General features: G+C 66.2%; 16 protein-coding genes. 4 read left to right on the plus strand and 12 right to left on the minus strand.

The window, feature by feature from the left end:
* Nucleotides 1–63: 63 nt before the first annotated feature.
* Nucleotides 64–1,695 (plus strand): ABC-F family ATP-binding cassette domain-containing protein, encoded by a 1,632-nt coding sequence (locus AB0F44_RS02595; protein ID WP_357352353.1) that lies wholly within the window; start codon nucleotides 64–66, stop codon nucleotides 1,693–1,695.
* Between the two features lie 44 nt (nucleotides 1,696–1,739).
* Here the strand turns inward: AB0F44_RS02595 and AB0F44_RS02600 are convergent, their stop codons facing one another.
* The 8 genes from AB0F44_RS02600 to AB0F44_RS02635 form a co-directional block, all read right to left on the minus strand.
* Nucleotides 1,740–2,765, minus strand: coding sequence for a PDR/VanB family oxidoreductase (locus AB0F44_RS02600; protein WP_357352355.1), 1,026 nt, complete (start codon nucleotides 2,763–2,765; stop codon nucleotides 1,740–1,742).
* Entirely contained in the window at nucleotides 2,762–3,640 is an 879-nt protein-coding gene (locus AB0F44_RS02605; RefSeq protein WP_357352357.1) for a metal-dependent hydrolase, read from the minus strand. Before AB0F44_RS02605 ends, AB0F44_RS02600 begins: the two co-directional genes overlap by 4 nt.
* The gene (locus AB0F44_RS02610) at nucleotides 3,640–4,548 is read right to left on the minus strand and encodes an alpha/beta fold hydrolase (RefSeq protein WP_357352359.1); all 909 of its coding nucleotides are present in this window, start codon (nucleotides 4,546–4,548) and stop codon (nucleotides 3,640–3,642) included. The genes AB0F44_RS02605 and AB0F44_RS02610 overlap by 1 nt, the downstream gene beginning before the upstream one ends.
* Nucleotides 4,545–5,498, minus strand: a complete 954-nt coding sequence (locus AB0F44_RS02615) for an oxygenase MpaB family protein (protein ID WP_357352361.1) — start codon at nucleotides 5,496–5,498, stop codon at nucleotides 4,545–4,547. Before AB0F44_RS02615 ends, AB0F44_RS02610 begins: the two co-directional genes overlap by 4 nt.
* Nucleotides 5,499–5,548: 50 nt before the next feature.
* Nucleotides 5,549–6,829 (minus strand): NADH:flavin oxidoreductase/NADH oxidase family protein, encoded by a 1,281-nt coding sequence (locus tag AB0F44_RS02620; RefSeq protein WP_357352363.1) that lies wholly within the window; start codon nucleotides 6,827–6,829, stop codon nucleotides 5,549–5,551.
* Nucleotides 6,826–7,503, minus strand: a complete 678-nt coding sequence (locus AB0F44_RS02625; RefSeq protein ID WP_357352365.1) for a TetR/AcrR family transcriptional regulator — start codon at nucleotides 7,501–7,503, stop codon at nucleotides 6,826–6,828. Before AB0F44_RS02625 ends, AB0F44_RS02620 begins: the two co-directional genes overlap by 4 nt.
* Nucleotides 7,504–7,575: 72 nt before the next feature.
* Entirely contained in the window at nucleotides 7,576–8,283 is a 708-nt protein-coding gene (locus tag AB0F44_RS02630) for a class E sortase (protein WP_357352367.1), read from the minus strand.
* Nucleotides 8,284–8,349: 66 nt separating this feature from the next.
* The gene (locus AB0F44_RS02635) at nucleotides 8,350–9,423 is read right to left on the minus strand and encodes a class I SAM-dependent methyltransferase (RefSeq protein WP_357352368.1); all 1,074 of its coding nucleotides are present in this window, start codon (nucleotides 9,421–9,423) and stop codon (nucleotides 8,350–8,352) included.
* A 172-nt stretch (nucleotides 9,424–9,595) separates the two neighbouring features.
* Between AB0F44_RS02635 and AB0F44_RS02640 the strand changes: the two genes are divergently transcribed.
* From AB0F44_RS02640 to AB0F44_RS02650, 3 genes are all read left to right on the plus strand, one after another.
* The gene (locus AB0F44_RS02640) at nucleotides 9,596–10,771 is read left to right on the plus strand and encodes an AAA family ATPase (RefSeq protein ID WP_357352370.1); all 1,176 of its coding nucleotides are present in this window, start codon (nucleotides 9,596–9,598) and stop codon (nucleotides 10,769–10,771) included.
* Nucleotides 10,768–11,343, plus strand: a complete 576-nt coding sequence (locus AB0F44_RS02645; protein ID WP_357352372.1) for a DUF4276 family protein — start codon at nucleotides 10,768–10,770, stop codon at nucleotides 11,341–11,343. Before AB0F44_RS02640 ends, AB0F44_RS02645 begins: the two co-directional genes overlap by 4 nt.
* Before the next feature lie 588 nt (nucleotides 11,344–11,931).
* Entirely contained in the window at nucleotides 11,932–14,232 is a 2,301-nt protein-coding gene (locus AB0F44_RS02650; RefSeq protein WP_357352374.1) for a DEAD/DEAH box helicase, read from the plus strand.
* Here the strand turns inward: AB0F44_RS02650 and AB0F44_RS02655 are convergent.
* Genes AB0F44_RS02655 through AB0F44_RS02670 form a run of 4 tightly spaced genes read right to left on the minus strand, consistent with a single transcriptional unit; the run spans nucleotide 14,155 to nucleotide 24,002 of the window.
* Complete coding sequence (locus AB0F44_RS02655) at nucleotides 14,155–16,269, minus strand: DEAD/DEAH box helicase (protein WP_357352376.1); 2,115 nt, start codon at nucleotides 16,267–16,269, stop codon at nucleotides 14,155–14,157. The genes AB0F44_RS02650 and AB0F44_RS02655 overlap by 78 nt on opposite strands.
* The gene (gene brxD / locus AB0F44_RS02660) at nucleotides 16,247–17,575 is read right to left on the minus strand and encodes a BREX system ATP-binding protein BrxD (RefSeq protein ID WP_357352378.1); all 1,329 of its coding nucleotides are present in this window, start codon (nucleotides 17,573–17,575) and stop codon (nucleotides 16,247–16,249) included. The genes AB0F44_RS02655 and brxD overlap by 23 nt, the downstream gene beginning before the upstream one ends.
* Complete coding sequence (gene pglZ, locus AB0F44_RS02665; protein WP_357352706.1) at nucleotides 17,575–20,238, minus strand: BREX-2 system phosphatase PglZ; 2,664 nt, start codon at nucleotides 20,236–20,238, stop codon at nucleotides 17,575–17,577. The genes brxD and pglZ overlap by 1 nt, the downstream gene beginning before the upstream one ends.
* A complete protein-coding gene (locus AB0F44_RS02670) occupies nucleotides 20,226–24,002 on the minus strand; it encodes a DUF6079 family protein (protein WP_357352380.1) in 3,777 nt (1,258 codons plus the stop codon). Before AB0F44_RS02670 ends, pglZ begins: the two co-directional genes overlap by 13 nt.
* Nucleotides 24,003–24,056 lie beyond the last annotated feature (54 nt).

Raw genomic sequence — 24,056 nt, forward strand, 5'->3', positions numbered from 1 at the left:
GACACGTACCTGATCCCGTCGCGCCATCTCGGCGCTCGACGGAAGAGACGAGAGAACACAGCCATGTCCACCCCATCTGCCATCACCCTGCGCGACCTGACCTTCGAGTGGCCCGACGGCACCGTCGCGCTTGAACGGGTCACCGGCACCTTCGGCACCGACCGGACCGGTCTGATCGGTCGCAACGGCGCCGGCAAGTCCACCCTGCTCCGCCTCATCGCGGGCGAGCTGACACCGACCTCCGGGAAGATCGACGCCAGTGGCGAGGTCGGCTACCTGCCGCAGACGCTCACCCTGCGGCAGGACACGACGATCGCCGACCTGCTCGGCATCGACGGCATCCTCGCCGCGATCCGGGCGATCGAGGACGGTTCGGTCGACCAGCGCCACTTCGACACGATCGGCGACGACTGGGACATCGAGTCCCGTGCCGACGAGGCCTTGGACCAGATCGGCTTCTCCGCGGCCGACCTCGACCGTCGCGTCGCCGAGATCTCCGGCGGCGAGGGCATGCTGATCGCGATCACCGGCCTCCGCATTCGCCGTACGCCGATCACGCTGCTCGACGAGCCGACGAACAACCTCGACCGAGCCACCCGCGCCAAGCTCGCCGAGTTCGTCGACCAGTGGCCGGGGACGCTCGTCGTCGTCAGCCACGACCTCGATCTGCTCGAGCACATGGACAGCACCACCGAGCTGTTCGGCGCGACGCTGAGCACGTTCGGCGGACCGTACAGTGCCTGGAAGGAGCACCGGGAACAGGAGCAGGCGGCCGCCGAGCAGGCTGCGCGCTCGGCTCAGCAGGCGCTCAAGGTCGAGAAGCGGCAGCGCATCGAGGCGGAGACGAAGCTCGCCCGTCGCGAGCGGACGGCGAAGAAGACCCAGAAGGACGGCGGGATCCCGAAGATCCTGGCCGGCAACCGTGCCAGCAAGGCCCAGGCGTCCGCCGGCTCGCTCCGCTCGACGCTCGACGACAAGGTGAAGGCCGCCCAGGCCGCCGTCGACGCAGCCGGTTCCCGCGTACGCAACGACGAGCACATCCACCTCACCCTCCCCGACCCCGGAGTGCCGCGAGGCCGGCGGATCGCGGAACTGGAGGACGAGGACCGGACCATCGTGATCCAGGGGCCGGAACGGGTGGCGCTGATCGGGGCGAACGGCTCCGGCAAGTCGACCCTTCTCGACCAGCTGGTCCAAGGTGGCGACCCGGTGCCGGGGCGGCCTCATGGCCGTCTCCTCACCGACCTGGTCGGCCTCCTCCCCCAGCGCCTCGACGGACTCGACGACGACGCCAGTGCGATGGAGAACGTACGCAGCGTGGCGTCCGACCTGCCGCCCGGCACCATCCGCAACCAGCTCGCCCGGCTCCTGCTTCGGGGCGACAGCGTGGACCGTCCGGTGCGTACGCTCTCGGGTGGCGAACGCTTCCGCGTCTCCCTCGCCCGCCTTCTCCTGGCCGACCCGCCCGCCCAGCTGCTGATCCTCGACGAGCCGACCAACAACCTCGACATCACCAGCGTCGAGCAGCTCGCCGAGGCCCTCGACGCCTACCGCGGCGCACTGCTCGTGGTCAGCCACGACCACGGCTTCCTGGAGCGGATCGGCATCGACACCGTCATCGAGCTCGAGGGGGACGGGCGGATGCATCAGCGTCGCGACCTGAACGGACCTGCCGGTCGCGCGTCAGGCACGTGAAGCCCGACCACGACGGCCGGGCGCGTCACCGGTCGGACAGCCACTCACAGGTCGATGGTCAGATTCGGGTCGTCGCTTCGGTCGACACAGACGAGCATGGTGCCGGGTCGGTCCAGGAAGCTCGCCGTTCCACGCTGGTCGGGCTTCCCACGTAGGACGTCAACGCGGCAGGTTCCGCAGAACCCCTGCTGGCAGGAGTACGGCACGTCGGGTCGGACGTCACGGATCGCGGCCAGCGCCGAACGATCGGCGGGCACCTCGATATCGTGTCCGGATCGTGCCAGGCGGATCCGGAACGACCGGCCATCGACGGTCTCCGGCGGCGTGAACCGCTCGAAGTGGAATCCCTCGTGCGGCCTGTCAGCCAGCGCTTTGCGAATCGTGTCGAGGAACGGTGACGGTCCGCAGAAGTACACCGACGTCCCAGATCCGACCGCGGTCAAGACGTCCTCGGGGCTCGGTCTCCCGTACAGCACCCGCACGTGGCCGCCGACGATCGCGCGGACCTCGGCCAGGAACGGCATGGTCCCCTCGTCCCGGCCGACGTAGGTCAGGCTCCACGGGACGCCCGCGGCCGAGGCCGCTCGCACCATCGGCAGCAGTGCGGTGATGCCGATGCCACCCGCGACGAAGGCAATATCACGGATGTCGTGCTTCGCGAGGTGCGGGTAGGCGAAAGGAAATGCGTTCCGTGGTCCGCGGACCGTCACTGCGGTGCCCTCGGTCATCTCGTGGACCTCGATCGACCCACCGCCACCCTCGTCCAGGCGACGCACGGCGATCCTGTACGAGGAACGGTCGGCAGGGTCACCGCACAGCGAGTACTGGCGCTGCCGCCCGGATGGCAGCACCAGATCGATGTGAGCGCCTGGGTGCCACGCCGGCAACTCCTCACCGGCCGACCCGGCGATCGTCACACCCATGACATCGGAGGCGAGGAGGTCGGCGGCGGTCACTTCCACGTGCAGGTCGCGGTCCACCTCTGCGATCTCCCGGATGCGCGATCGTGAGGCGACGTCGGCGTACCCTGCGACGCACCGCTCCAGCATCGCCACGACGCGGTCGCTCATCCGGCCGCTCGCGCTGCCGGGGACTGAGCGAGATAGGCGACGGCCTGGCTCGTGGAGCCGTAGTCGCGCGGGTGGTAGGACGGCCTGAAGTACTGGAACCACATCTTCATGACCTGCCAGGGGGTGAAGATGTATCCCCGCCTGTAAGCGCGTCTCACGTCGACCAGCCGGATCCTGCGCCGGCCCGCGCTCAGCTCGGGATCGACCGACATCAGGTAGACGGTGCCCTTGGTCCATAGGATCGCCAGACCGACCGACGCGATCATCCAGCTGCGAACCCGTCGCAGGTAGCTCCCGTCGAGGTGGGTGAAGAGATCGAACGCGACGTGCCGGTGCTCGACCTCCTCGGCCAGGTGCCACCGGAACAGGTCGAGGACCTTCGGGTCGAGCGCCCGGTCCCATCCCTCGGCGTTGAGGCCCCAGTCGCCGAGCCACGAGGTGAAGTGCTCGATCGCGGCCACCATGGCCACGCGCTCGATGAGCCACGAGCGCGCTCGACGCCCCTCCAGATCGCGAGGACCCAGCACCGTACGGAAGAACCGCTGAATCTCATCGGTGAACGGCCCGACGTCGAGTCCCTCACCGGCGAGGTGGTCGAGGATGGACTGGTGCGAGCTGGAATGCATCGCCTCCTGTCCGATGAACCCGACGACATCCTCGCGCAGCACATCGTCCTTGATCAGCGGCAGTGCCTCCTGGAACGCCTGGACGAAGAAGACCTCACCCTCGGGAAGCAGCAGGTTCATACCGTTGGCGATATGGGTCGCCACCGGGTCACCACCCATGTAGTGCATCCCCAACCCGGTCCAGTCCCAGGTGACATGGCGTGCATTCAGAGCAACCTGCCGCGAATCCCGTACGTGCTTCCCACTCATCACCGAACCTCCTCGGAGCTCATGTCTTGCAGGCCGTCTGCCTGCTGATGGCGCGCGATCCAGCCCGCCACCAGGTCACCCACCACGGTGGGGTTGTACGTCGGGGCCCAGTGCCCGCCCGGGATCTCGCGGATCTCGATCGTCGGGATGTCGGGATGCGGGTCGCGCTGGGTGACCGGCGGGACGAAGATGTCTCGATGCGGAGTCAGCACCTGGACCGGTACGTCGGTGCCGCCGCGGGCCGGGTTGCGCAGGCGCGAGATGACGTTGGCGCCGTAGATGCGGATCGACGCGGCGTTACGGCGGGCGCTCGGCCCAGCGGGCCGCCGGTCGACCTGCTCGGGCTGCTCGATGGCCTTGATCGCGAGCTTGAGGGTCGCATCGATGAGTCCGAGACGGGCCAGCAACGGCGCCAGTAGCGGGATCGAGAAGAGACCCATGTAGAGCGGGGACTTCCACATTGTGGCGATGTCCCCGTACCTGCCCGCCTTCGCCTTGCGGGCGACCCAGCCCGGCACGTGGTCGATGCACGGCCCGGAGACGGAGGTGAAGCTGAGGACGCGGCGGACACGTGGGTCGGTGATCAGATGCCACGCCTGCACGGATCCCCAGTCGTGGCCGACCAGGTGGACTCCTCCGCCGGTGTCGACGTGGTCGATGACCGCCTGCAGGTCGGCGGCAAGCTGGTCGAGACGGTAGTCGGCGATCCGGCCCGGCCTGCCGGAGGCACCGGTGCCTCGGGTGTCGTAGGTGACGACATGATGATCCGCGGCCAGACGCTCGACGATCCCTTCCCAGGCGGTGTGGTCGTCCGGAAACCCGTGGACGAGGACGACGGTCGGCTTCGAGATGTCACCGGCGCTGTGGACGGCGAGGTCATGCCCGTCGCTGGTGGTCACTGTGGTCATGCGGACTCCGTCCTCGAGGTGAGTGCGTCGGCCGAGAAGCGCGTACGCCACACCGGCTCCGACCAGCGGGCGCGGGCGGACATCCAGGCCAGCCCGACGCGGTAGGACACTTGGGGCGGGAGGATCAGTCGCCAGAAGGTCACGTGAACACGGAGGCTGGCGTGGTCCAGCGGGCGCTCGGGAAAGCCGATCATGTCGCGCTCCTCCGGCCTCAGCCCGGCCATGATCGCCACCCTGAGGAAGTGCCGGATCGGCGCGCTGACGAGCGCCCACACGGACAGCGGCAGCCGCCGCAGGGCCCGGGGTGCGGGCAGCCCGCGGGCATCAGTCAGGCCCACCAGCGTCTGGACGCCCGTGTTGCGGGGATCCGCCACCCGATCACGCTCCGCCGGCCAGATGGTCAGGAACTCGTCGTACGTCGCCGGCATCCCGAGCACACCGAAGCGCCGACCGACCTCGATGAACCCGAGATAGGCGTCGTCGCGGAACTCCTGCGTGGGCCAGCCGCGAAGCACTTCGTAGCCGCGCATGTAGCCGGCCGTGATCGCGGCCCAGTTCCACGTCCAGACGTCGCGGGTCCAGGCATGGTAGGGCGCACCCCGAGTGTCCTCACCACGCATCGGCCGGTGCAGCTCGCGCATGGCGTAAGAGACATGGTCGGCCTCGTCGCCGGCGTGGGCGACGCCGGAGATCATCTCCAGGGTGTCGCGAAGGCGCCGGGCGAAGTCGAGGATGTCGGCATCCGGGTCGGCGAAGACCTTGTCGCGCTTCAGTGTCGCCGAGGCCGTCGCCGGGTGCATGAGCGGCAGCAGGAATCCGGGCAGGCCATAGAGCGCGATCAGCGGTTCCGCGAGGATCCGCCGGACGGGCGAGCCCGCCGCGAGGAGCTCGGTACGGTTCGCGGGCCGGATCGGGGGAAAGCCCTCCGTACGGTTCACAGGAGCTGTCATCAGACGGCACCATCCTGGGTCGGTGTCATGGTCACGTCGTTCCTTCCGGGTCAGCCGCGCGGGGAGCGCAGGCTCTCCAGGCCGTTGTTGAGGAGGTACTGGGTGACATTGATGGCGGCGTGCCTGCCGGGGGCCGGTTCCTTGCCCTTGGCCATCCGCCACATCTGGACGCTGTAGTAGCTCAGCTCGGTGAGGTTGTCGAGCAGCCGGATCCCGCTGCGCCGCGGGCTGACGACGCTCTCGTCGGCGCGGCCGGCCAGCAGCTCGGCCGGGTAGTCCGGCTGCACCGCGAGCGGACGGCCGAGGCCGACGAGGTCGACGGCGCCGGACTCGACGGCGTCGACCATCCCCCCGGCGGTACGGAACCCACCGGTGAGCATCAACGGCAGCTCGGGCAGCTCGGCCCGGACCCGTTCGGCGTAGAAGAGGAAGTACGCCTCCCGCCGCCGTGTGCTCGCCTTCAGCGACGGGTCCACGCCCAGCATGGCCGCCGAGGTGTAGGTGCCACCGGAGACCTCCAGAAGATCCAGGCCCTCTTCGGCGAGCGCATGGACGACCTCGAGCGACTCCTCCTCGCCGAACCCACCCTTCTGGAAGTCGGCAGAGTTGAGCTTGATCGCGACCGGGGTGCGTGGTCCGACCTCCGCGCGGATGGCGCGGAAGACCTCGACCACGAAGCGGCGCCGCTTCTGCGGCGTCCCACCCCAGGCGTCGGTGCGTTGGTTGGAGAGTGGCGAGAGGAACTGGCTGATCAGATAGCCGTGCGCGCCATGGATCTGTACGCCGTCGAAGCCTGCTTCGGTCACGACCGCCGCCGTGGTCGCAAAGCGACGGATCAGGTCGTCGATATCGCGCCCGCTCAGCTCGCGAGGCTCGGCGAAGAGACCACCTGCGCCAGGCACGGCGATCGCCGACGGCGCCACGGGATGAGGGGTGAGCGTACGCGGCGTCTGACGGCCCGGGTGGTTGATCTGGACCCACACCTTCGAGCCGCCGGACTTCGCCACCCGCGCCCACTCGGCCAGGTCTTCGGCGTGGCGATGATCCTCGACCACGACGTTGCCCGGCTCACCGACCGCGTTGCGGTCGACCATCACGTTGCCGGTGATCGAGAGCCCGACACCGCTCTCGGCCCAACGCCGGTAGAGGTTCTTGATGCGGGTGCCCGGAGTGAAGTCGCGACGCCCCAGGCCCTCGCTGAGGGCAGCCTTGGCGAGACGGTTCGGGATCACGAAGCCGTTCGGCAGCTCCAGCGGCTGTGCCAAAACCGACCGATCCTTCCCGCTGGTCGGCGAGCCGTTCGGGCTCGTGGTGGCTGAGGTGCGGTTCATGGGTTGCTCCTCGGTGCGGACGGTGACGTGGATGGTGAAGGCGCTGGCCTGGGTGGACGTGGCTCCAGCGGAAGCGCGACGATCGCGCGTACGGCGGCCTCCAAGCGGGAGGCGGTTGCCTCGTCGGCCTCGCGGTCCTCGAGGAGGCAACGGCGCACGATCCCGCCGGGCAGGTCGACGACGCAGACCGCGATCGCTTCGACCGCGACACGGTCACCGCGCTCCCACACGCCACGCGCCAGCGTGACCAGCACCTCGACGAACCGCCCCTGCACCGCAGCCAGTTCGGCTTCGACCTCCGGAGGAAGGTCACCGGAGAAGAGCTGATCACGACGCTGGGCGAAGAACAGCCGGGCGCTCGCCGGAAACCGGCGTACGAACTCGACAGGAGCCAGCGCCACCGCAACGACCGCATCCACCCCAGCGGTGCCGGTCGATCCGGTGCCAGCCGTCATCGCCTCCGCCATGAGCTCGCGCAGCCGAGACGAGGACCGGAGCCACAGCCGCGCGAGCAGCACGTCCTTCGACCCGAACGCATGGTAGATCGTCCCGTTGGACGCACCCGCCGCAGCGGCCAGGGATCGCAGCGTCAGCCCGGAGGGGTCACCGCTGGTCACGATCTGTTCGGCGACGTCAAGGAGATCGTCGAGCGTGTGGAGTCTCTGTCGGGCCATGCAGACAATCTAAATAGAGCAGACGCTCTAGAGCAATAGTTCTAGATGTGTCGGGTGTCACGTACCGAGAGGTCATCGCACGGCGACGAGGACGCCGATCTTGTCGATGCGATGCTCGGGATTGTCGAACTCGTCGGACCAGTAGTTGCCCTCGGCGTGGTCCTCAGGCGTGGCGCAGGTCGACAGCGTGATCGTCGCGCGCGTGGGCTCCTGGCCGGGTTTGCCGGGGACGGCGGCGCGCTGCGCGCGCAGCGACGCCGCCGACCGGAACGACGTCTCCCGGGTGCCGGTGATGCGATAGACGTACGTCGCCTCCTCGGTCCGCAACCGGACCCGGTCCCCCGGCTCGAGCTCAGGCAGCCTCAGGAACGCCCGCGTGGAGGAGAGCCGGTGCGCGGTCACTTGGTAGTTGCCGATCCCACCAGGCCCGGTGCCGCCGCGAGGGCCGTACGGGCTGGCCGCGACGCCGCCGTTCTGGATCTCGGTCCCTGGAGCGTCGTCGGTCCATCCTCGATAGGGCACGACCTCGAGATCGGTGACGCCGATCCGTGGGATGGACAGCTCCCCGCGCATCGGCCGGCCGTCGGAGGACAGCGGCGTCTCGGTGGCCGACGGTGAGGGCGGCGGCGTCGGCGAAGTGGATGGTGACGGCGCCGGAGCGGGCGACGATGTGGTGACCGTGGCCAACTCGTCGACCTCGCTCTCCGGAGTGGCGCACCCTCCGAGCACGAGCGCACCAAGAGCGGTGAATGCCGCGGCGACCATCCAGGGTGAAGTCATGTTCATAGAGTCGCCTCGAGCGGGTCCGGTTAAGTGAACCCACGGTACGCCGCGTGGAAAGGCCGATCAGGACAGCCGGTAGAAGCGCCAGAACCCGAAGTCCTCGATCGGGAGGACCTCGAACCCGCTGAACCCCGCGGCCTCGCCGTAGCCCTGCAAGGTCGATGGGCGCATCACCGTTCCGGTGCCGACGCTCGGGGGCGAGGAGAGCCCATCCGGCAGACACACCAAAAGGCTGAACCCGTACATCAGCCGCTCCATCTCGTCCCCGTCCGGCGCGAAGCTGTCCGCCACCGCCTCGTCCATCACCACCACGGATCCACCGGGCACGAGCGTCCTCCGCACCGCGCTGAGCACCTCGACCGGCCGAGGCATGTCGTGCACGCACTCGAAGGCGAAAGCGACGTCGACGGTCCCCTCGTCAATGGTGGCTGCGTCCTGGCACACGAACCGCACCCGGTCCTCGACACCCCCCTCGCGGGCGTTCGCCACGGCCATGTCGACCGACGGCTGGTCGATGTCGATGCCGAGCACGGTGGCCTCGGGGTAGGCGCGAGCCAGCGAGATGCTCGACCATCCCCCACCGCATCCGACATCGAGAATCCGACATCCCGGAGCGGAGAGGGTGTCATGAACGGTGGGCACGCCGGCCAGCGCCGGCCCGAGCTGCTTCTCGTACCACGGACGATTGCCATCGGCCTGGGACTGCCGAGCGTCGTCGCCGAGCTCGTCCCAGCTGACTCCGCCCCCATTCCGGTACGCCTCCATGAGCCGAGGCAGCGCCGAGCCGACCGTCCCGAACATCCGGGCGATGGGCACCAGATAAGCCAGGCTGGTCGAGTCCGTCATCACCTCCGCCGTGCTGGCCGGAATGGCGAACCGGCGATCGTCAGCCTCGCCGTCCTTATCGACCACCAACAGCCCCACCACCGCCTGCTGCTCGAGCCACTCCCGTGCGTACCGCACCTGTGTCCCCGTACGCCCCGCCAGCTCGACCGCACTCGCCGGCCCCTCATCCGCCAGGGATCGATACCACCCCAGCCGGTCTCCGATGAACACCGAGACGATCTCGACCGTGCCGAGAAGCGAACCGAAAAGCCGCTCAGCGACTTCATCCGCCGTCTGCTGCGATGCATCCATCTCTCCACCATCTCCCCGGCCACGTTCACCTCGGCAGCCCGATTCTGGTCGTACTTGGTTTGAGGTATGGCACTTCGACCTATGATGCGATGTTCATGTCGTCCAGCGCAGCGTGCCATCCGTGCGGAGTCTCCCCCGCACACGAGTGCCGTGCTTCGGCTAGGCTCGAAGCATGGCAATTTCCCGCCGGTTCGACATCTGGAAGCTCGAGTTGCGGCAGTACCGCAGCATTGAAGCTTGCGACGTGCAACTCGGCCCACTTTCTCTCGTCGTCGGACCTAACGGCTCCGGGAAGTCAAACTTCGTAGACAGTCTGCGTTTCGTGGCCCAAGCGCTCAATGAGAGTCTCGACAATGCCTTACGTGAGAGAGGCGGGGTCGGGGAGGTGCGAAGGCGCTCCGGCGGACGACCGACCCATCTCGGCGTAGAGGTGTTCTTCAACGGCGATGACTTCTCTGGGCAGTTCGGCTTCCAGGTCGGCGCGGCCAAGGGTGGTGACTTCAAAGTTACCTACGAGCATTGTTACGTGATGGGGCCAACTGGAACCTTTCACTATGAGATCCGCGGCGGGAAGGTCCAGGCGAGCGCTGGCGTCGTCGTTCCGAAGGTGACCGACGATAGGTTGCTCCTTGTCGCCCTCTCCGGGCAGGAGGCATTCCGGCCCGTTTTTGACGGACTCGCGGGCATCAATGTGTTCAGCCTCAACCCTGACTCGATGCGGGCGCTGCAGAAACCAGATGCCGGCGATCTACTCAAGCGGGACGGCTCGAACGTCGCCAGCGTGCTGGACCAGCTTCGACGTTCAGACCCCGCATTGAAGACTCGGATTGAGGACTACCTACGTCTGATTGTTCCCGGAATTGAGTCGGTGGCGCGGCGCAATCTTGGTGGCTGGGAGACTCTGGAGTTCCGTCAACGTTCAGACGGAGCAAGCAGCACGTGGACCTTCCCCGCTACTTCGATGAGCGACGGCACACTTCGCGTTCTAGGCATCTTGGTTGCGCTCTTCGCACCTAGCGGACCAGATCTCGCGCCGGTAGTCATCGAGGAGCCCGAGACGGCGTTGCATCCAGCTGGGGCTGGTCTTCTCCTCGACGCCATCCGAAGCGCGAGTAGGACGCGGCAGGTGATCGCGACTACCCACAGCCCCGATCTGCTCGATTCACCCGACCTGCGCCCCGAGGAGATCATTGCCGTGCGCAGCGACGGCGGGAGATCGGTGATCGCCCGATTGGACGCGCCTGGGTTCGCCGCCATTAGAGAGAGCCTCTACACTCCGGGCGAGTTGCTACGGGTCGACCAGCTCCAACCCGCAGAACCTCACAATGGCACCGAGCTGTCCGCATGAGCCACACGAGTTTGGCCGTGATCGTTGAGGGTCACGGAGAAGTAAAAGCTGTACCAGAGCTTATGCGTCGACTCGCGCCACATGCAAGGATCATCGCCCCACCCCACCGCGTTCCCAAGTCGGCGATGAAGAACGAGCTCCGTCGTGCGGTACGTCTTCAAGGCAGTCGTGTGGGTGCGAATGGTGGCGTACTCGTGCTTCTCGACGCGGATGACGACGATCCTGCGGTGCTCAGGGCCCAGCTCATCGACTACGTGGACACCGACCTTCGCGCGCAGGTCCGAGCCGTCGTGGCGGTCAAAGAATATGAGGCATGGTTCTTGGCTGCGATCGAGTCGCTTCGCTCGCATCGCAGCGTCAAGGACGACGCATCTTTTCCTGGCAATCCCGAGTCACCCCGAGATGCGAAAGGCCGACTCTCAGACCAGATGTTGGAGCCCTATCAGGAAACCCTTCATCAAGTGGCGTTCAGCGCCATATTCGACATCGACGCTGCTTCCGAACGGTGCCCGAGCTTCCGGTGTCTGCAGAGCGCCGTCATTGAGTTGGTCGGTAAGAGCCCCGGCTTCTGATCTCTTACTACCTCGCCGCGGGGCAGGATTAGGAGAGCCGGTAGAGCGAGATCCACCAGGCCCGGCGTCCTCCGGACCGCGCTGAGCACCTCGAACGGCCGGGGACATGTCGTGCACGCGCTCGAAGGCGAACGCCACATCGACTGTCCCTCCTCAAGAGGAGCAGCGTCCTGGCACGCGAACCACCCGGTCCTCGACCCCTGCCTCCCGGGCCTTCGCCACGGCTATGTCCACCGACGACTGATCGATGTCGATGCCGAGCACGGTCGCCGAGTGGTACGCCAAAGGTAACCACCTGGAGAAGATGCAGCGGATCCGGGCAAAGTCGGCGGTTGTTCCTGATAGGAATCTCTCGTGTACGACCGCTCCGCTGCTGCAGGTGCAAGATCCGCACCATCTTCGACGCTTCCGACTGAATCATTGTGCCGGTCCCGCTTGCGTCAACTACTTACGCGAGTCGACCTGGCTGGTCCGCTGATGTGGCCGCGGTTCAAGGATGAGATCGGTCGCACAACATGCCTGGACGGACACCGACTTGACTCCGGTTCAGTTCACCTTCGCTACACCGACGTGAATGTTCAAGGTCAGATGAGCCTCACCGCCCACGGTAAGGAATGGCTCCTGGAAGCCTCGCGCCCGGCACCTGACTGGCAGACCCGCCGGCCGTTGAACACCCCGCCGTTGCGTGCCTGGCAGGTCGAAGCGCTGGATGCATGGTGCAACCACGCGCGCCATGGTGTCATCGAGGCGGTAACGGGAACCGGTAAGTCGCGCGTCGGCATCGAAGCCACACGCGAAGCCCTCGCTGATGACTACAGCGTCGTCATCGCCGTGCCCACGATTGATCTGGTCGATCAGTGGGTCAAGAGTCTGCGCGAGTTGGGAATTCGGGCCGTTGGAGCTCTCGGCGATGGTCGCCAGGCCGACTTCCATTCGCACGATGTCGTCGTCGGAACTGTTCAATCGCTCTATCTCGCGCCACCCACTCGCGCCGATGGCAAGGTGCTCCTGATCGCCGATGAGTGCCACCGTTACGGCGCAGAGCAGTGGGGCAAGGCGCTACATCCATCTTATCGGAGGCGGCTCGGCCTGACCGCAACCTTCGAACGCAACGACGACGGCCTCGAAACCCTCCTGAACTATTTCGGCGGACCGCCTGTCTACAAGATCGGATTCGGCCGCGCAATCGAGGACGGCATCGTGGCGCGCTACGACGTCAAGCTCCTCGGCGTGCCGCTCACCCCTGCTGAGCGGCACGCGTACGAACGCGCCGATGAAACCGCCAAGGACACCCGGAGCCAACTGCTCGCAGCAGGGTTCCGCGCCGATCCGTTCGGCGTCTTCCTACATGAGGTCCAGCAGGCCACCGACGCCGACAGCGATCCCACCATCTGCGATGTCGCGCGCCGGTACCTGAAAGCGTTCTCTCAACGCATCGACGTGATGACGAACGCTTGGAACAAGCTCAACGCGATGGAGGTCCTCACCCCCATGGTCCGTGATTCCAAAGGCGCAATTGTCTTCACCCGCCGGGTCGAAACCGCCGAAGCACTGGCATCTGTTTTGGCCGAGCAGAACGTCAGGGCCGCCCCGGTTCACAGCGACTTGTCACGTGCCGAGCGCAAGGAGCGACTGCTCGGACTGAAGGTTGGCCGCCTCAAGGCACTCGTGGCACCCACGGTCCTCGATGAAGGCATCGACGTGCCCGACATCGACCTCGCCATCGTCATGGGAGGTTCCAAATCACGACGTCAGATGATTCAGCGAATGGGCCGCGTCCTCCGCCTCAAACGAGACGGCCGAAAGGCGACCTTCATCGTCGTTTACGCCATGAACACTGCCGAAGACCTCACCGAGACTGACGGCACCGAAGGCTGCCTAGACCTGATCGTTGAAAGCGCTGATCACGTCGAAGCACTCACCTTCCGCAACGACGAGATCGCACCCTCGACGATTGTCTATCGTCGTCAGACGAGGGCATCACCGACTGCCGCGGCGGTGGCACAGGACGTGCCTTCGAAAGTCCCACCTCGGCTCGAAATCGATCCCGACGATGTGGCTGTGACTCAGCTCGTCATCGATCAGTACAAGCGCGCACATCCATTCGTTGACGACGCGACGGCGCAGCGGGAGCTCCGAATTCTTCTGGGAGAACTTCTCAAACGCGGCAAGTACGCCAAGAGCGGGAAGACGCCAGGAGCACATGTGCTACGTGCACGGGGGTTCGTGCTTGTCATCAAACGCGACCGTTTCGTCCAATACGACTGCACGCGTGGAGACCGTGCCCGCTGGACCGATCTGGACCACACAGAGGGACCTTCAAAGAGGGCAGAGGCTCCCAATGTCGAGAAGCAACCCGCAACCAAGAAGTCCGTCAGTCCAGACGTGACCCTCTCGCCCTTCTCCGCGAAGCCGGTCATGGATTCGGGGCTCGGCAGTAGAACTTCACGGACAATCGTTGGGTCACCTTTCGAGAGTGCTAGCTTGACGGCGGCTTCCAAGGACCACGAAAGCCCCCCAGCTGCAGACCTGGGCATGCCTGCGGCCTCAACAAGCGCTCCTCAAGCGGCACCACCGACCGTTGACACTCCATCCACCGGGGCCACGCTAGTCGACCAATTGGAACGGCTCGCACAGCTCAAGACGCGAGGACTGTTGACTGACGACGAGTTCCTCGTCACCGAAAGCCAGATGCACCCTCATCGACTGGGGCTTCATATAGTCACCGATTGCGGAGTCTCGGCCAAGAACGTGAGCCACAGTCACACCATGAGCGAGTCGCGCACTGACCGTTCCCCCGCCCTAGCGCTTTCAACCCTCGGCCTGCACCGGTCGGGCCTGCGCCACTGCGCTCCTAAGCACGGCCTTGGCGCCCTGCGGATCCGCTAAGCGCTCCCCCAAGGTCTTTGCAGCCAGGCCCGGTGGCAACGCCGCGGAGAACTTGAGTCCACGCACCGCTTCGTCATCGACTACCGGGACGACTCGAGCGTCTGCCGTTGATATCTGCCGCAGGTCAACGTCCTCCGGAAGGAGGATCCTTTCGTTCTCGACGCCGGACGAGTCGAGGCCGAGGCCGGCCAGCAACGTGGCGTTGGCCTTCAGCCCTGCCCAAGTCCAGAGAATGTCCGACCCTGATGGCCGACGCTGAAGAACCGTTGAGGCGGCATCAACATGTTCAACACGCTGTTCACGCAATCGCTCGAGGACGACCGGCACACGCTTCGACAACGTCACCGACGGCGTGGCGCCAAGGATCACTTGGCGCTTGGCCTGACAGATCTCGAAAGACTCAACGATCTGGTCGGAGGGCCATCTCACATCTCCCTTGGTCGGGACCTCTTCGACCCAGACGGTGAAGCGGTCCCAGTCGATGCTGCGGACAAACCAGCCGCGACCAGCCAGCACGAGCGGCTTCTGCTTCCGGTCGGAAGGCCGCGGGAGCGCCAGAGGAGAGACGAAACCGATCTCCTTCGTTCCCGCAACGACCCGCAGCTCGAGGTCGGCGGTGAAGGACGCGAGCAAGTCCATGAAGTTTCGCCGGCCGAACTCCTCCTCCGCCCGCGGCCCGATGGAAAGCATCCCAGAGTCCTCGATGAGGAATCCTTCACCGAGTAGGAACTCCAGCACCTCAGCACCGTCATCCATCAGCGGGAGATCCCGCCACCAGGAGCGCCAGGTTGAGGCACCGTAAGAGCTCTCCTGCAGCGCCAGAGCCAGCAGCTGCTGAGCGGCCAGGTGACGCGGATGCACCGGCGGAACGACATCCTCAACGAAACCTCGTTCCCACAACAGAAGCAACGCAGAGGCCGACAACAACCCAGCAAGGTCAGTCGCAAGGAAGAGCGTGTTGCGAGAAGTCCCTGGGCGACGGCCTGTCCGACCGAGCCGCTGCAGGAAAGACGACACCGCCCTTGGCGCATCGATCTGGATGACTCTGTCAAGGTCGCCGATGTCGACCCCGAGCTCGAGCGTCGAGGTGGCCACGATGACGGTGTCCTTGGCCTCGGCGAACGCCTGTTCGCTGCGCCGTCGTTCATCGGCCGAGAGCGAGGAGTGAGAGACGTACGTCGTGACCCCGCGCTCTCGCAGCAGGAAGGCGAGCTCCTCAGCGCTGCGTCGCGACTCCAGGAACACCAGTCTCTTCTCACCTCGATGGAGCCGTGAGATCACCGTTGCGGCGTTCTCCATGCTTCCGACGTAGTCGAGGCTGACCTCGGGCTCGACAGAAGCGCCCGCCCCATCTTCACGCACGACCTCGACCGGCCGCCGGGCAACGGTTGAACCTTGCATCCATCGGCCCACCGCCTCGGGATTCCCGACCGTCGCTGAGAGACCGACCCTCTGGATCGGTCGACCTGCGAGACGCTCGAGCCGTTCCAGCACGGCCAGCAGGTGCCAACCCCGATCCGAGCCAGCAAACGAGTGCAGCTCGTCTATCACCACCGCTCGCAGCGACGAGAAGAACGATGCATGGTCGACGCGACGCGAGACCAGCATCGCCTCGAGCGACTCCGGTGTGGTCAGCAGGACATCGGGCCGGGACGCCAGGATCCTCCGCCGTTCCGAAGCACCGACGTCGCCATGCCAGAGTGACACGGTCCGACCGAGCCACGCGCCGTACGCCTCTACCCGTGGATACAGGTTGTTGAGCAATGCCCGTAGCGGCGTGACGTACAGGACCGTGGTTCCCGACCAACCACCCGCGACCATCTCGGAGATCAGCGGGAAGATCGCGGCCTCGGTTTTACCTCCCGCAGTCGGAGCCACCAGCACGCAGTCGGCGCCACTGCGCACCGGTCGCACCGCTGCCGCCTGCAGCGGCCGTAACGAGCGCCAACCGAGACTGTTGACGATGTGGTAGTCGATGCTTTCGTCGAGACCCGTCTCGCCGCCCACGAGATCCTCAGACGTCCAGGTCGATGTCATCGACGGACGTCGCGGCCCGACGATCTCCGCGCGCCTGCGCCTCCCGCTCCACATCTGTGAGCTCAGCGGACGACAAGGTGAGGTGGTAGTCACGACGAGGGTCGAAGTCCCCGTAAAGGTCAACGCGGTCGAGCACGTCGGCGACCAGCTTCTTCAGAAACAGCCTGGGAGCCACGCCAGTCCGGCCGCCTAGCTCGCCGCCGACTGCCGACGCAAGGTCAGAGACATACTCATCGTCCACGACCCCTCGAACCCGATCGGGATCCGCCGCCCCAGTTGCGAAGATGTCCCGGACTCGGCTCCCGAGCTCGACGAGCGACTCCGGGGTGAACCCAGGCAGCCGGATCTGTGGGGCCCGCGGGTTGTCCCACCGCGGATCGGTCTGGAAGTCGGTCTGGAGCCGCTGCGCCAGCGGCGGTAGCCGCTGAAGACCTTGCTGACCGTCATAGAACGCCGGCGTGCCTGTCATGAGCACATACAACCCCGGGAAACGGCCACCGTCGATCTCGTCCAACAGCTGCCTCAGTGCGTTGAGCGACTTCTCCCGTACGTCCGATCTCATCCTCTGCAGCGTCTCGACCTCATCCAGCACGATGACTAGGCCGGCATAGTCAGAGTCGCGCAGAACGGTCAACAGCCCTTGCAGAAATCCAAGTGCGCCATAGTGATCGAGGTCGCCTCTCACACCGGCAGAGCGCTTAACCGAGGCAGCCACATGCGGCTGCCCGCCCAGCCAGGCCAGCAGCCCATCAGCCTGTGCCGAATCACCAGATGCCTGCGCCAACCGATATTGCCGCAGGACCGCCGCGAACGCGGGCGCTTCTCGAGAAACGGTCGCCAGCCGCTTCTGCATCAGTTCGTCCGTCGCTTCATCCGTGGCCGAGGACCCGTTCGAGCTAGCGTCTTGGTCGAGGAAGTAGAGCCACCCGTCCACCACATCCCGCAACGCCCCTGAGGACGCAGTTGGCGTCGACAGGTTCTCGACCACCCGCCGATAGACCGTCTCGAGCTTGTGCAGCGGCGTCTCGGTCTCGCTGATCTGGATCTCCGCGGTGGCGAAGTTGAGCCTTTTGGCTCGCTCGGTCAGCCAGCGAGCGAAGAACGTCTTGCCGGACCCGTACTCACCCCGAACGGCTTTGAAGCCCGCACCGCCGCCAGCGACCGAGGAGAGCTCGTCATCGATGGCTGCTTCGAAGCGTGCCAGACCGACCGCCAGCACATCGAGCCCGTGCTGTGGAACGGTCCCCCGCCGGAGCGCGTCGATGACATCGCGCCGGCGCCGTGGACTGATCGGGACGTCGGTCATTATCGACCGCCGAGCTCGAACTGTTCGCGCAGCAGCGCCTCATCGATGCGATACGTGACACCGTCGCTGTCGAGACGGAGCACCTCGAACCCTTCGACGTTGATCAGCCGCTTGACGGCGGCGAAGACCTTGCCCACCTCGGGAGCGGCAATTCGGGCCGCCGCGGCCACGGTGTCCTTATGCGCGCGGCCTTCTCGCTCGAGGACGACACGCAGAAACGCCGCGACCTCGGCATCGGGAAGGGCACGCCTTCCTGCCATCGCGCGTTGGTCGGCGTACGCCTTGGAGGCAAGCAGTGCGTCGACGACATCGAATCGAGACGAAGTCTCCGACGGCGCGGCAGGGATATCGACGGAGAACAGTGCATCCTCATCGTTGATCACAGGGCGTGAAGGCTTGCGCTTCTTCTTCGCAGTCCCCTCCGTCCGTATCGGAGCGGCGGCCCGTGAGACGAGTGGTTCGTTCCACCAGGTCGGCACCTGCGGCGGCGCCTGCATCCATCCTGGCGGGATCTTGTCCAACGCAGTTGCCGGCTGGAAGACGAGCACCGGCACGGTGATCTCAGCGAGACTGGCTCCACCGTGATACCCGGCCCGCCGCGGGCCGAAGTGCGCGTCCTCTCGCCAGAGCAAGATGGCGCTCCCCTCGGGTGCGACCACTCGCGCGCCGCTCACTTCGACCTCACCCGCCCGAGGCGCGACTCCGCCAGAGCGCCACCGAGCATCGGCGCGAGGCATCGAGAGCGCCTCAGTGTCACGTTCGACGACGTGGCCGTGGTCGGAGGTGATGATGACGGTCCGCCGCGTGGCGACTGCAGCGTCCAGCAGCGACCGCAGCGGAGTGAGCTGGTCAACGCTCCACGACAGGGCTGAGGTGTCGTTCTTGTGCACGGCGTCGTCGATGGCGTTGATGACCACCCCAACCACCGGCACCTTCGGGTTGTTGACGGCTTCAGCGACGGCAGCCGGTAGCGCCTCGCCGGACTTCGCCCGAAGGTCGTTCTTGTGGAAGACCAAGGAGCCTGGAAAGGCAGTCGCCAGCCCCTTCTTCTCATCGTCCGCTCCTCCTTCGCGCACCTCGCCGCAGAATAAGGACGTACGGGAGATGCTCGTCAGAGACGGCAGGACCGCGACCGCCCCCACCCGCTTCGCGCTGGCGTCCGGCACATGTTCTACGAGCCCGGCTCGGGCAACTTCCCCAGCCAACGACGTCCCGATCGAGCTGCTCAGCCCGTCCAGGACAACCAGCAGCGCGCCTCCCTTGCGCCAAGGGTCGACGACATCGCTCAAGACGCGCTCGACACCGATCGGCGCATCCGACAGCCGCGCCGGCGGCCCGACGGTCAACGCCGATGAGAGCCGACCGGCAGCAGCCTCGTCACGGGAGTGGCGACGCAAACGGGCCTTACCCACCAGAGTCCGGTACGCATCGGACACCACCGGATCATCAGACCCGCTCCACAGCGCCCCCAGCGCAGCATCGACCCAGGCGCCGTCGGACATCTGTGTCTGCAGATCATCGGCCAGGCCTACGAGCACAGCTTCCGGCACGGTGAGCCATCGGTGAAGACGAACCGCCATCTCAGGTGCGGGCGACGTCCGGCCGAGGCGATGCTCATGCACCGCGACCAACGCATCTTCAACGCCCTCCTCGGAGGTGAGGGCCTCAGCCAACCTCCGAACTCGAGCCCGATAACCGGGCCGCAGAACAGTGGAACGCTCTGCACCAGCAGGCCATTCGAGGTCACCCAGAAGCGCCTCGGCCTGCTGCAATGCGATCGCAACCTCGGGCGAGTCTTCGGCACCGACGCGCAGCACGGTCGCCTTCGCGACCCGAGCAACAGCCTTGGCCTCTTCCACAGAAACCGTCCGGCCGTCTACGAAACGCTCGACCCGCACCCGCGCAGCGACCTGCTCAGGACCAGGTGCTGTCCCGTCCTCCGGCCAGAGCACGTCAAGTGCAAGCCCGACGGCAAGGGGTGTCACATGCTCTTGACGCTGTGCGACCTTGAGCGCGAATGCGGCCGGCGCACCATACTCGTCCTCAGCCCAGGCGATCAGATGCCGACGCAGGCTCTCGTCCGCCGAGGCCCAGGTCGAGCGGAGGTCACGCCGCCCGAGCGAGGAGAGGAGCACGGCCCCGTCGATCTCGACCGTCGCGCCGAGGCCCGTGACTTGACCGAGGAGAGCACCGATCGCGTGCCGGTCCGTCACCGCGACATCGGGCGAGCGCGGCCAGCCGCCGACCGGCTGATGGTCCAGCAGCGCCGTCGCTGCCCAGTCCAGCCGTCGAAGGTCATGGCTGACCTCGCGAGCACCCTGGAAGAGCCGCGGCACGGCCTGCCATTCATCTGGCATCTCGACCTGCTGCTTGTAGGCCCGTGCCAGAACAGCCTCGCCGAGATCCTTCGCCGGCCTATCGGTGAGGATCACCGCGTAGTCGTCAGGCCCCAGGGAGGCGTAGGCATCAAGGATCGCGAGCTGTGAGACCGCCGGGATGACTCGAACGGAGTGATCGCCAACCTTGACGTCGCCCCCGTTCCACTGCGGGCGCGCCCGCAGCACGAGGACCCGTTGACCCGACTTCACCAGGTCCGACGCCCGTTGCTGCACCATCGCCGGGGACACGACGACAGCCCGGACGCTCTGGCTCAGTCCTCCCATCGCCACGACACCCGCAGCTTCTTGCCCGGCACCGGGTTCGAGAGCTCCTCGACGAAAGCGCGGAGAAGTGTCTCGAGCTCTGATGAATGCTCGATGTATTCGGACTTGGTCAGCCGCGCCCGCTCCTCCGCCTCGCGCCGCTGACGGTCGAGCTCCTCCCGTTCAAGGTGGACTCGCTCTTGTTCCTCGGCCAGACGTCGGTGTTGTTCGGCGAGCTCACGTGCCCGCGTTTCCTCGGCGCGGCGCCGCTCTTCCTCCGCGCGCCGAGTCGCCTCCAGCTCTTCGGGCGACGGACCCCTCGGTTGCGGACTCCGCTCGACAAGAATGCTCGTCACCGTCGCCGCAGCCTCCGAGAGCGCCGGCCGCAGCTTGGAGTGCAGCTCCTCAGCCTCAGCGACCTTCTGAAGATCGCGTACGGCCTCAGCAGCCTCATCTCCACCGAGACTGGCGAGCTGGTCGATCAGCCGCCAGTTGGCGCCAGAGAGCGCAGCCTGCACCTCACCTGCGCTGGCAATGGAGGTCGCGAGCGCCGGAAGCTCGTCGGGAAGATCGAACTCCGCCAGCACTCGAATCCGATCGATGCCGCTGCTCGCCTGGTTGAGCGAGGATACGAGGTCGCGTGCCCGTCGAGCCGATGCGAGCCGGGGACTCACGTCAGAGAGCCCCAGCGGGGCAGCGTGCTCGTCCAGCCGTCTCACAAGGGCGTCGACGTCCGCCGCTCGGTCCTTGGTCTCACTGCCGATAGCTGCGCTGAGACGCTCGAGGGACGCACTGGAGAGGTGGAACTCGCTCGCGCCAACCCCGAAGAGCGCCTTCGCTCTCTCCCGCGCCTGGGTCCACTCCTCAGCTGTAGGCAGCATCGGCTCGTGCAGTGTCACCTCGGGCACCAGGGTCCCGATCCCCGGTTCCGAGAGTCGCCCGCCGTAGCGCTTGAGCTCGCGGTCGGTCATCGCTGCCCAGGCAAGGACGAGCAGGTCTGCCACGTCCGTCGTGAACCCGAAGTCGGCGATGGAGGCCCGTAGCTCGCGAACAGTGACGTCGCCGGACACCGCGGCCTTGGTGAAGTCGTCGTGCCACCGGAAGAACTGCGGCTGCAACACATAGGTCGTCTCGGTGAGTTTGCCGACGCCGAAAGCGTCGACGACCCGGCGCACCTTGTTGGCGGTGGGCCGGTCCACCCCTTCGATCCGGCTCCCGGCGGCCATCGCCCGTCGAGCCAGGTCCAGGACGGCAGTGAGCTCACCACGACGGACCTCGTCACCGTCACGGTCGATCTTCGGGTGCTTGGGATAGCGAGCATCGAGCGCTCGGCCGAGGACCGCGGTGACGGCACCCTGGAAATTGGGCGAAGACGGCTTCAACGGGTCGTAGTCACGAGCCAGAGCGACGAACACGCGACCGTCCGGCACCAAAGCGCCCATCTGGTCCTCGGAAGCGGCATCGATGCCGTACGCCTGCCGCAGTGATGCGAGCACCTGCTCCCGCAGCGAGTCCCGCTGGTTGCTCAGCTGGCGGCGGGCAGGCTCTCGCTCGGCGACCGGAAGCGACCCCGAGTATTGGTCGAAGCGGTTGCCGGTCAGCAGATAATCGAGCGTCACCAGCTTGCCGACGTCCTCCAGCCGGGCAGCCGTGATGAAGTGCGCCAGCCAGGCGATCGAGTCTGTGTCCAGGCCACTTTCACGCAGCTGTCGAAGTCTTTCGACATCGTCGGTCGGCCGATGGTCGGCCTCGTCGAACGGGTAGTCGATGATCAGCCGCCATCGCCCGTCGATGGCCTGAAGCGCAGACTCCGGCATGGTCTGCCGGTCACGGATGTTGCCGAAGATGACGTCGACGTCTCGCTTCTGACCACGCCAGACGTGGGTGAGGGAGTATTCGCTGCCGATCGCCCCGGTCCGCACCGCGCCGATCTGCTCGACGAGAAGTTCCCGGATGAGCCGCCGCCGGTTGGGTGCGTTGTCCTCCATCTGGACATGAACCAGCACTGAGTCCAGGTCGATGCCGGACAGCTGCAGCGAGATGACCGGGTCGCCAGCCTGGTGACCAACGGTGATCTCGCCGAACTCGCCCGACCACTCCTTGACCTTGGTCACGACCTGCGCGGCCTCCTGCCCCGGAAGCATCGAGACCACCGACCCGAAGTTGAGCGCAGCCAGCTTCGAGGCGGTCATGTCCTTCAGCGACGTAGCCCCCGGGGCGATCGCCGCGATCAGCAGCGTCTTCGCGATCCGATCGTCGCGTCGGAACGGGTGTGTACGTTCTAGTCCGCGCGCCTCGGACTCGCTCAGTCCGTTCCGGCTCAGTAGGTAGGGACGCATCTTTTGCGTGTAGAAGACCCGCGCCGCCTTGAACACGCTCTTCATGTCGTCGCTGAGCGGCTCGGAGTCGCCGAGCACGACCGCGTCGAAGAGATCGCCTACGCCAATGACGTCGCCGACGGTCAGCTCATCGCGCCCCTTGGCGAGCAGCTCGCTCATGATCTTCAGAGCCGTACGCTCCCGCTGCATGATCGCCGATAGAGCGATCATTGCATCCACGAGTGCCGGCGAGAACGGGTAAACCATCTGGAAGTCAGTCGCGCTCGAGTGGGCCTCATCGGTGAGCAGATGGTTGTACGACTTGGGGTTGGCGCGCACCCTGGCGATCGCCTTAGCAATCGCCGTTTTGCCAGCGTCGCTGCTCGGCGTGAGCAGACGTCGCTGGACGATCTGGGGCAGGTCCGCCGCGGGCAGGGTGATCTTCTCGAAGCGCCCCTCCCACCACTGGAAGGAGTCGTCGAGGGCAACCTTCTCAGCCCCGTGGCTCTCTCCGACGAAGTCCTTCAGGTTGCGCTGCCGTGCAACGAAGGAGACCAGCGGGACCGCGAGCCGGGCGTTGCCGGTCTCGACCAGCTTCGCGACCTTTGAAGTCTCGGTCGAAATGAACGTGCTGTCACGCAGGTGCGCCGATAGCCACAGGACCAGCTCGTCGAGGAACAGCACGATCCCCTCGTAGCCGAGCCCCTTGGCGTGGTTCGCCATCGCCTCGAGCCCCGTCGACATATCAAGCCAGGTGCCGGTCGTCTCGAACCCGGAGAAATAGTTCTTGACCAGCTGGGCGACCAGGTTCTGCCGGGCGGGGTCACTCGGGTCCGCGGACCGGGCTAAGTCGTACGCCGCCGGGGTGATCCCACCGCCGCCAAACTTCGCCCAGCCGGTGCCACCGGTCCCACCGTCGAGCTTGGCGAAGAACGCCTCGTCCCCCAGCTGCTTGCGCAGCTGGTCGGCATTCTCCAGGAGCGCCTCGGAGCGGTGCAGCACTGGCGCGACCGCGTCGGGGTGCTTCGCCCTGACCGTACGCAGGTATCCCCCGAAGAGCGCTGACTCAACCGAGTCCGCGCCGACGAAGTGGTAATCGACCGCGAGGAACTTACGCTCGAGCAGCGACGAACGGTCGGCAACGACATCCTGAAGCCCGGACATCGTCCGGGCGTGCGTGTTGCCGGTCAGAAGCAGATGCAGCACCGCCATATAGTGCGACTTACCGGCACCGAAGGAGCCGTGTACGAATGCACCCTTGGATGTCCTACTCGTGACCGCACCTTCGACGATCTTGAGCCCGTCGTCGATCGCCGCAGCAATCGCGTCGGTGACGACATAGTCGTCGAGAGTCTGATCGGCAGCCTCTTGGGCGCGGTGGATCTGCAGGACGAAGTCGTCATCATGGACCACGACCGGAATGTCGATCGCATCGCGCAACGGCATCGAGAGATCGGTCGGCGTCATCGCCTGGTCAGCCCTTCCTGAGTCGGTGTCCGGACGTCCTGGTCCGATGCTGTC

Origin of the sequence: Nocardioides sp. NPDC023903 (genome assembly GCF_040639295.1) — a bacterium.
Taxonomy (GTDB): domain Bacteria; phylum Actinomycetota; class Actinomycetes; order Propionibacteriales; family Nocardioidaceae; genus Nocardioides.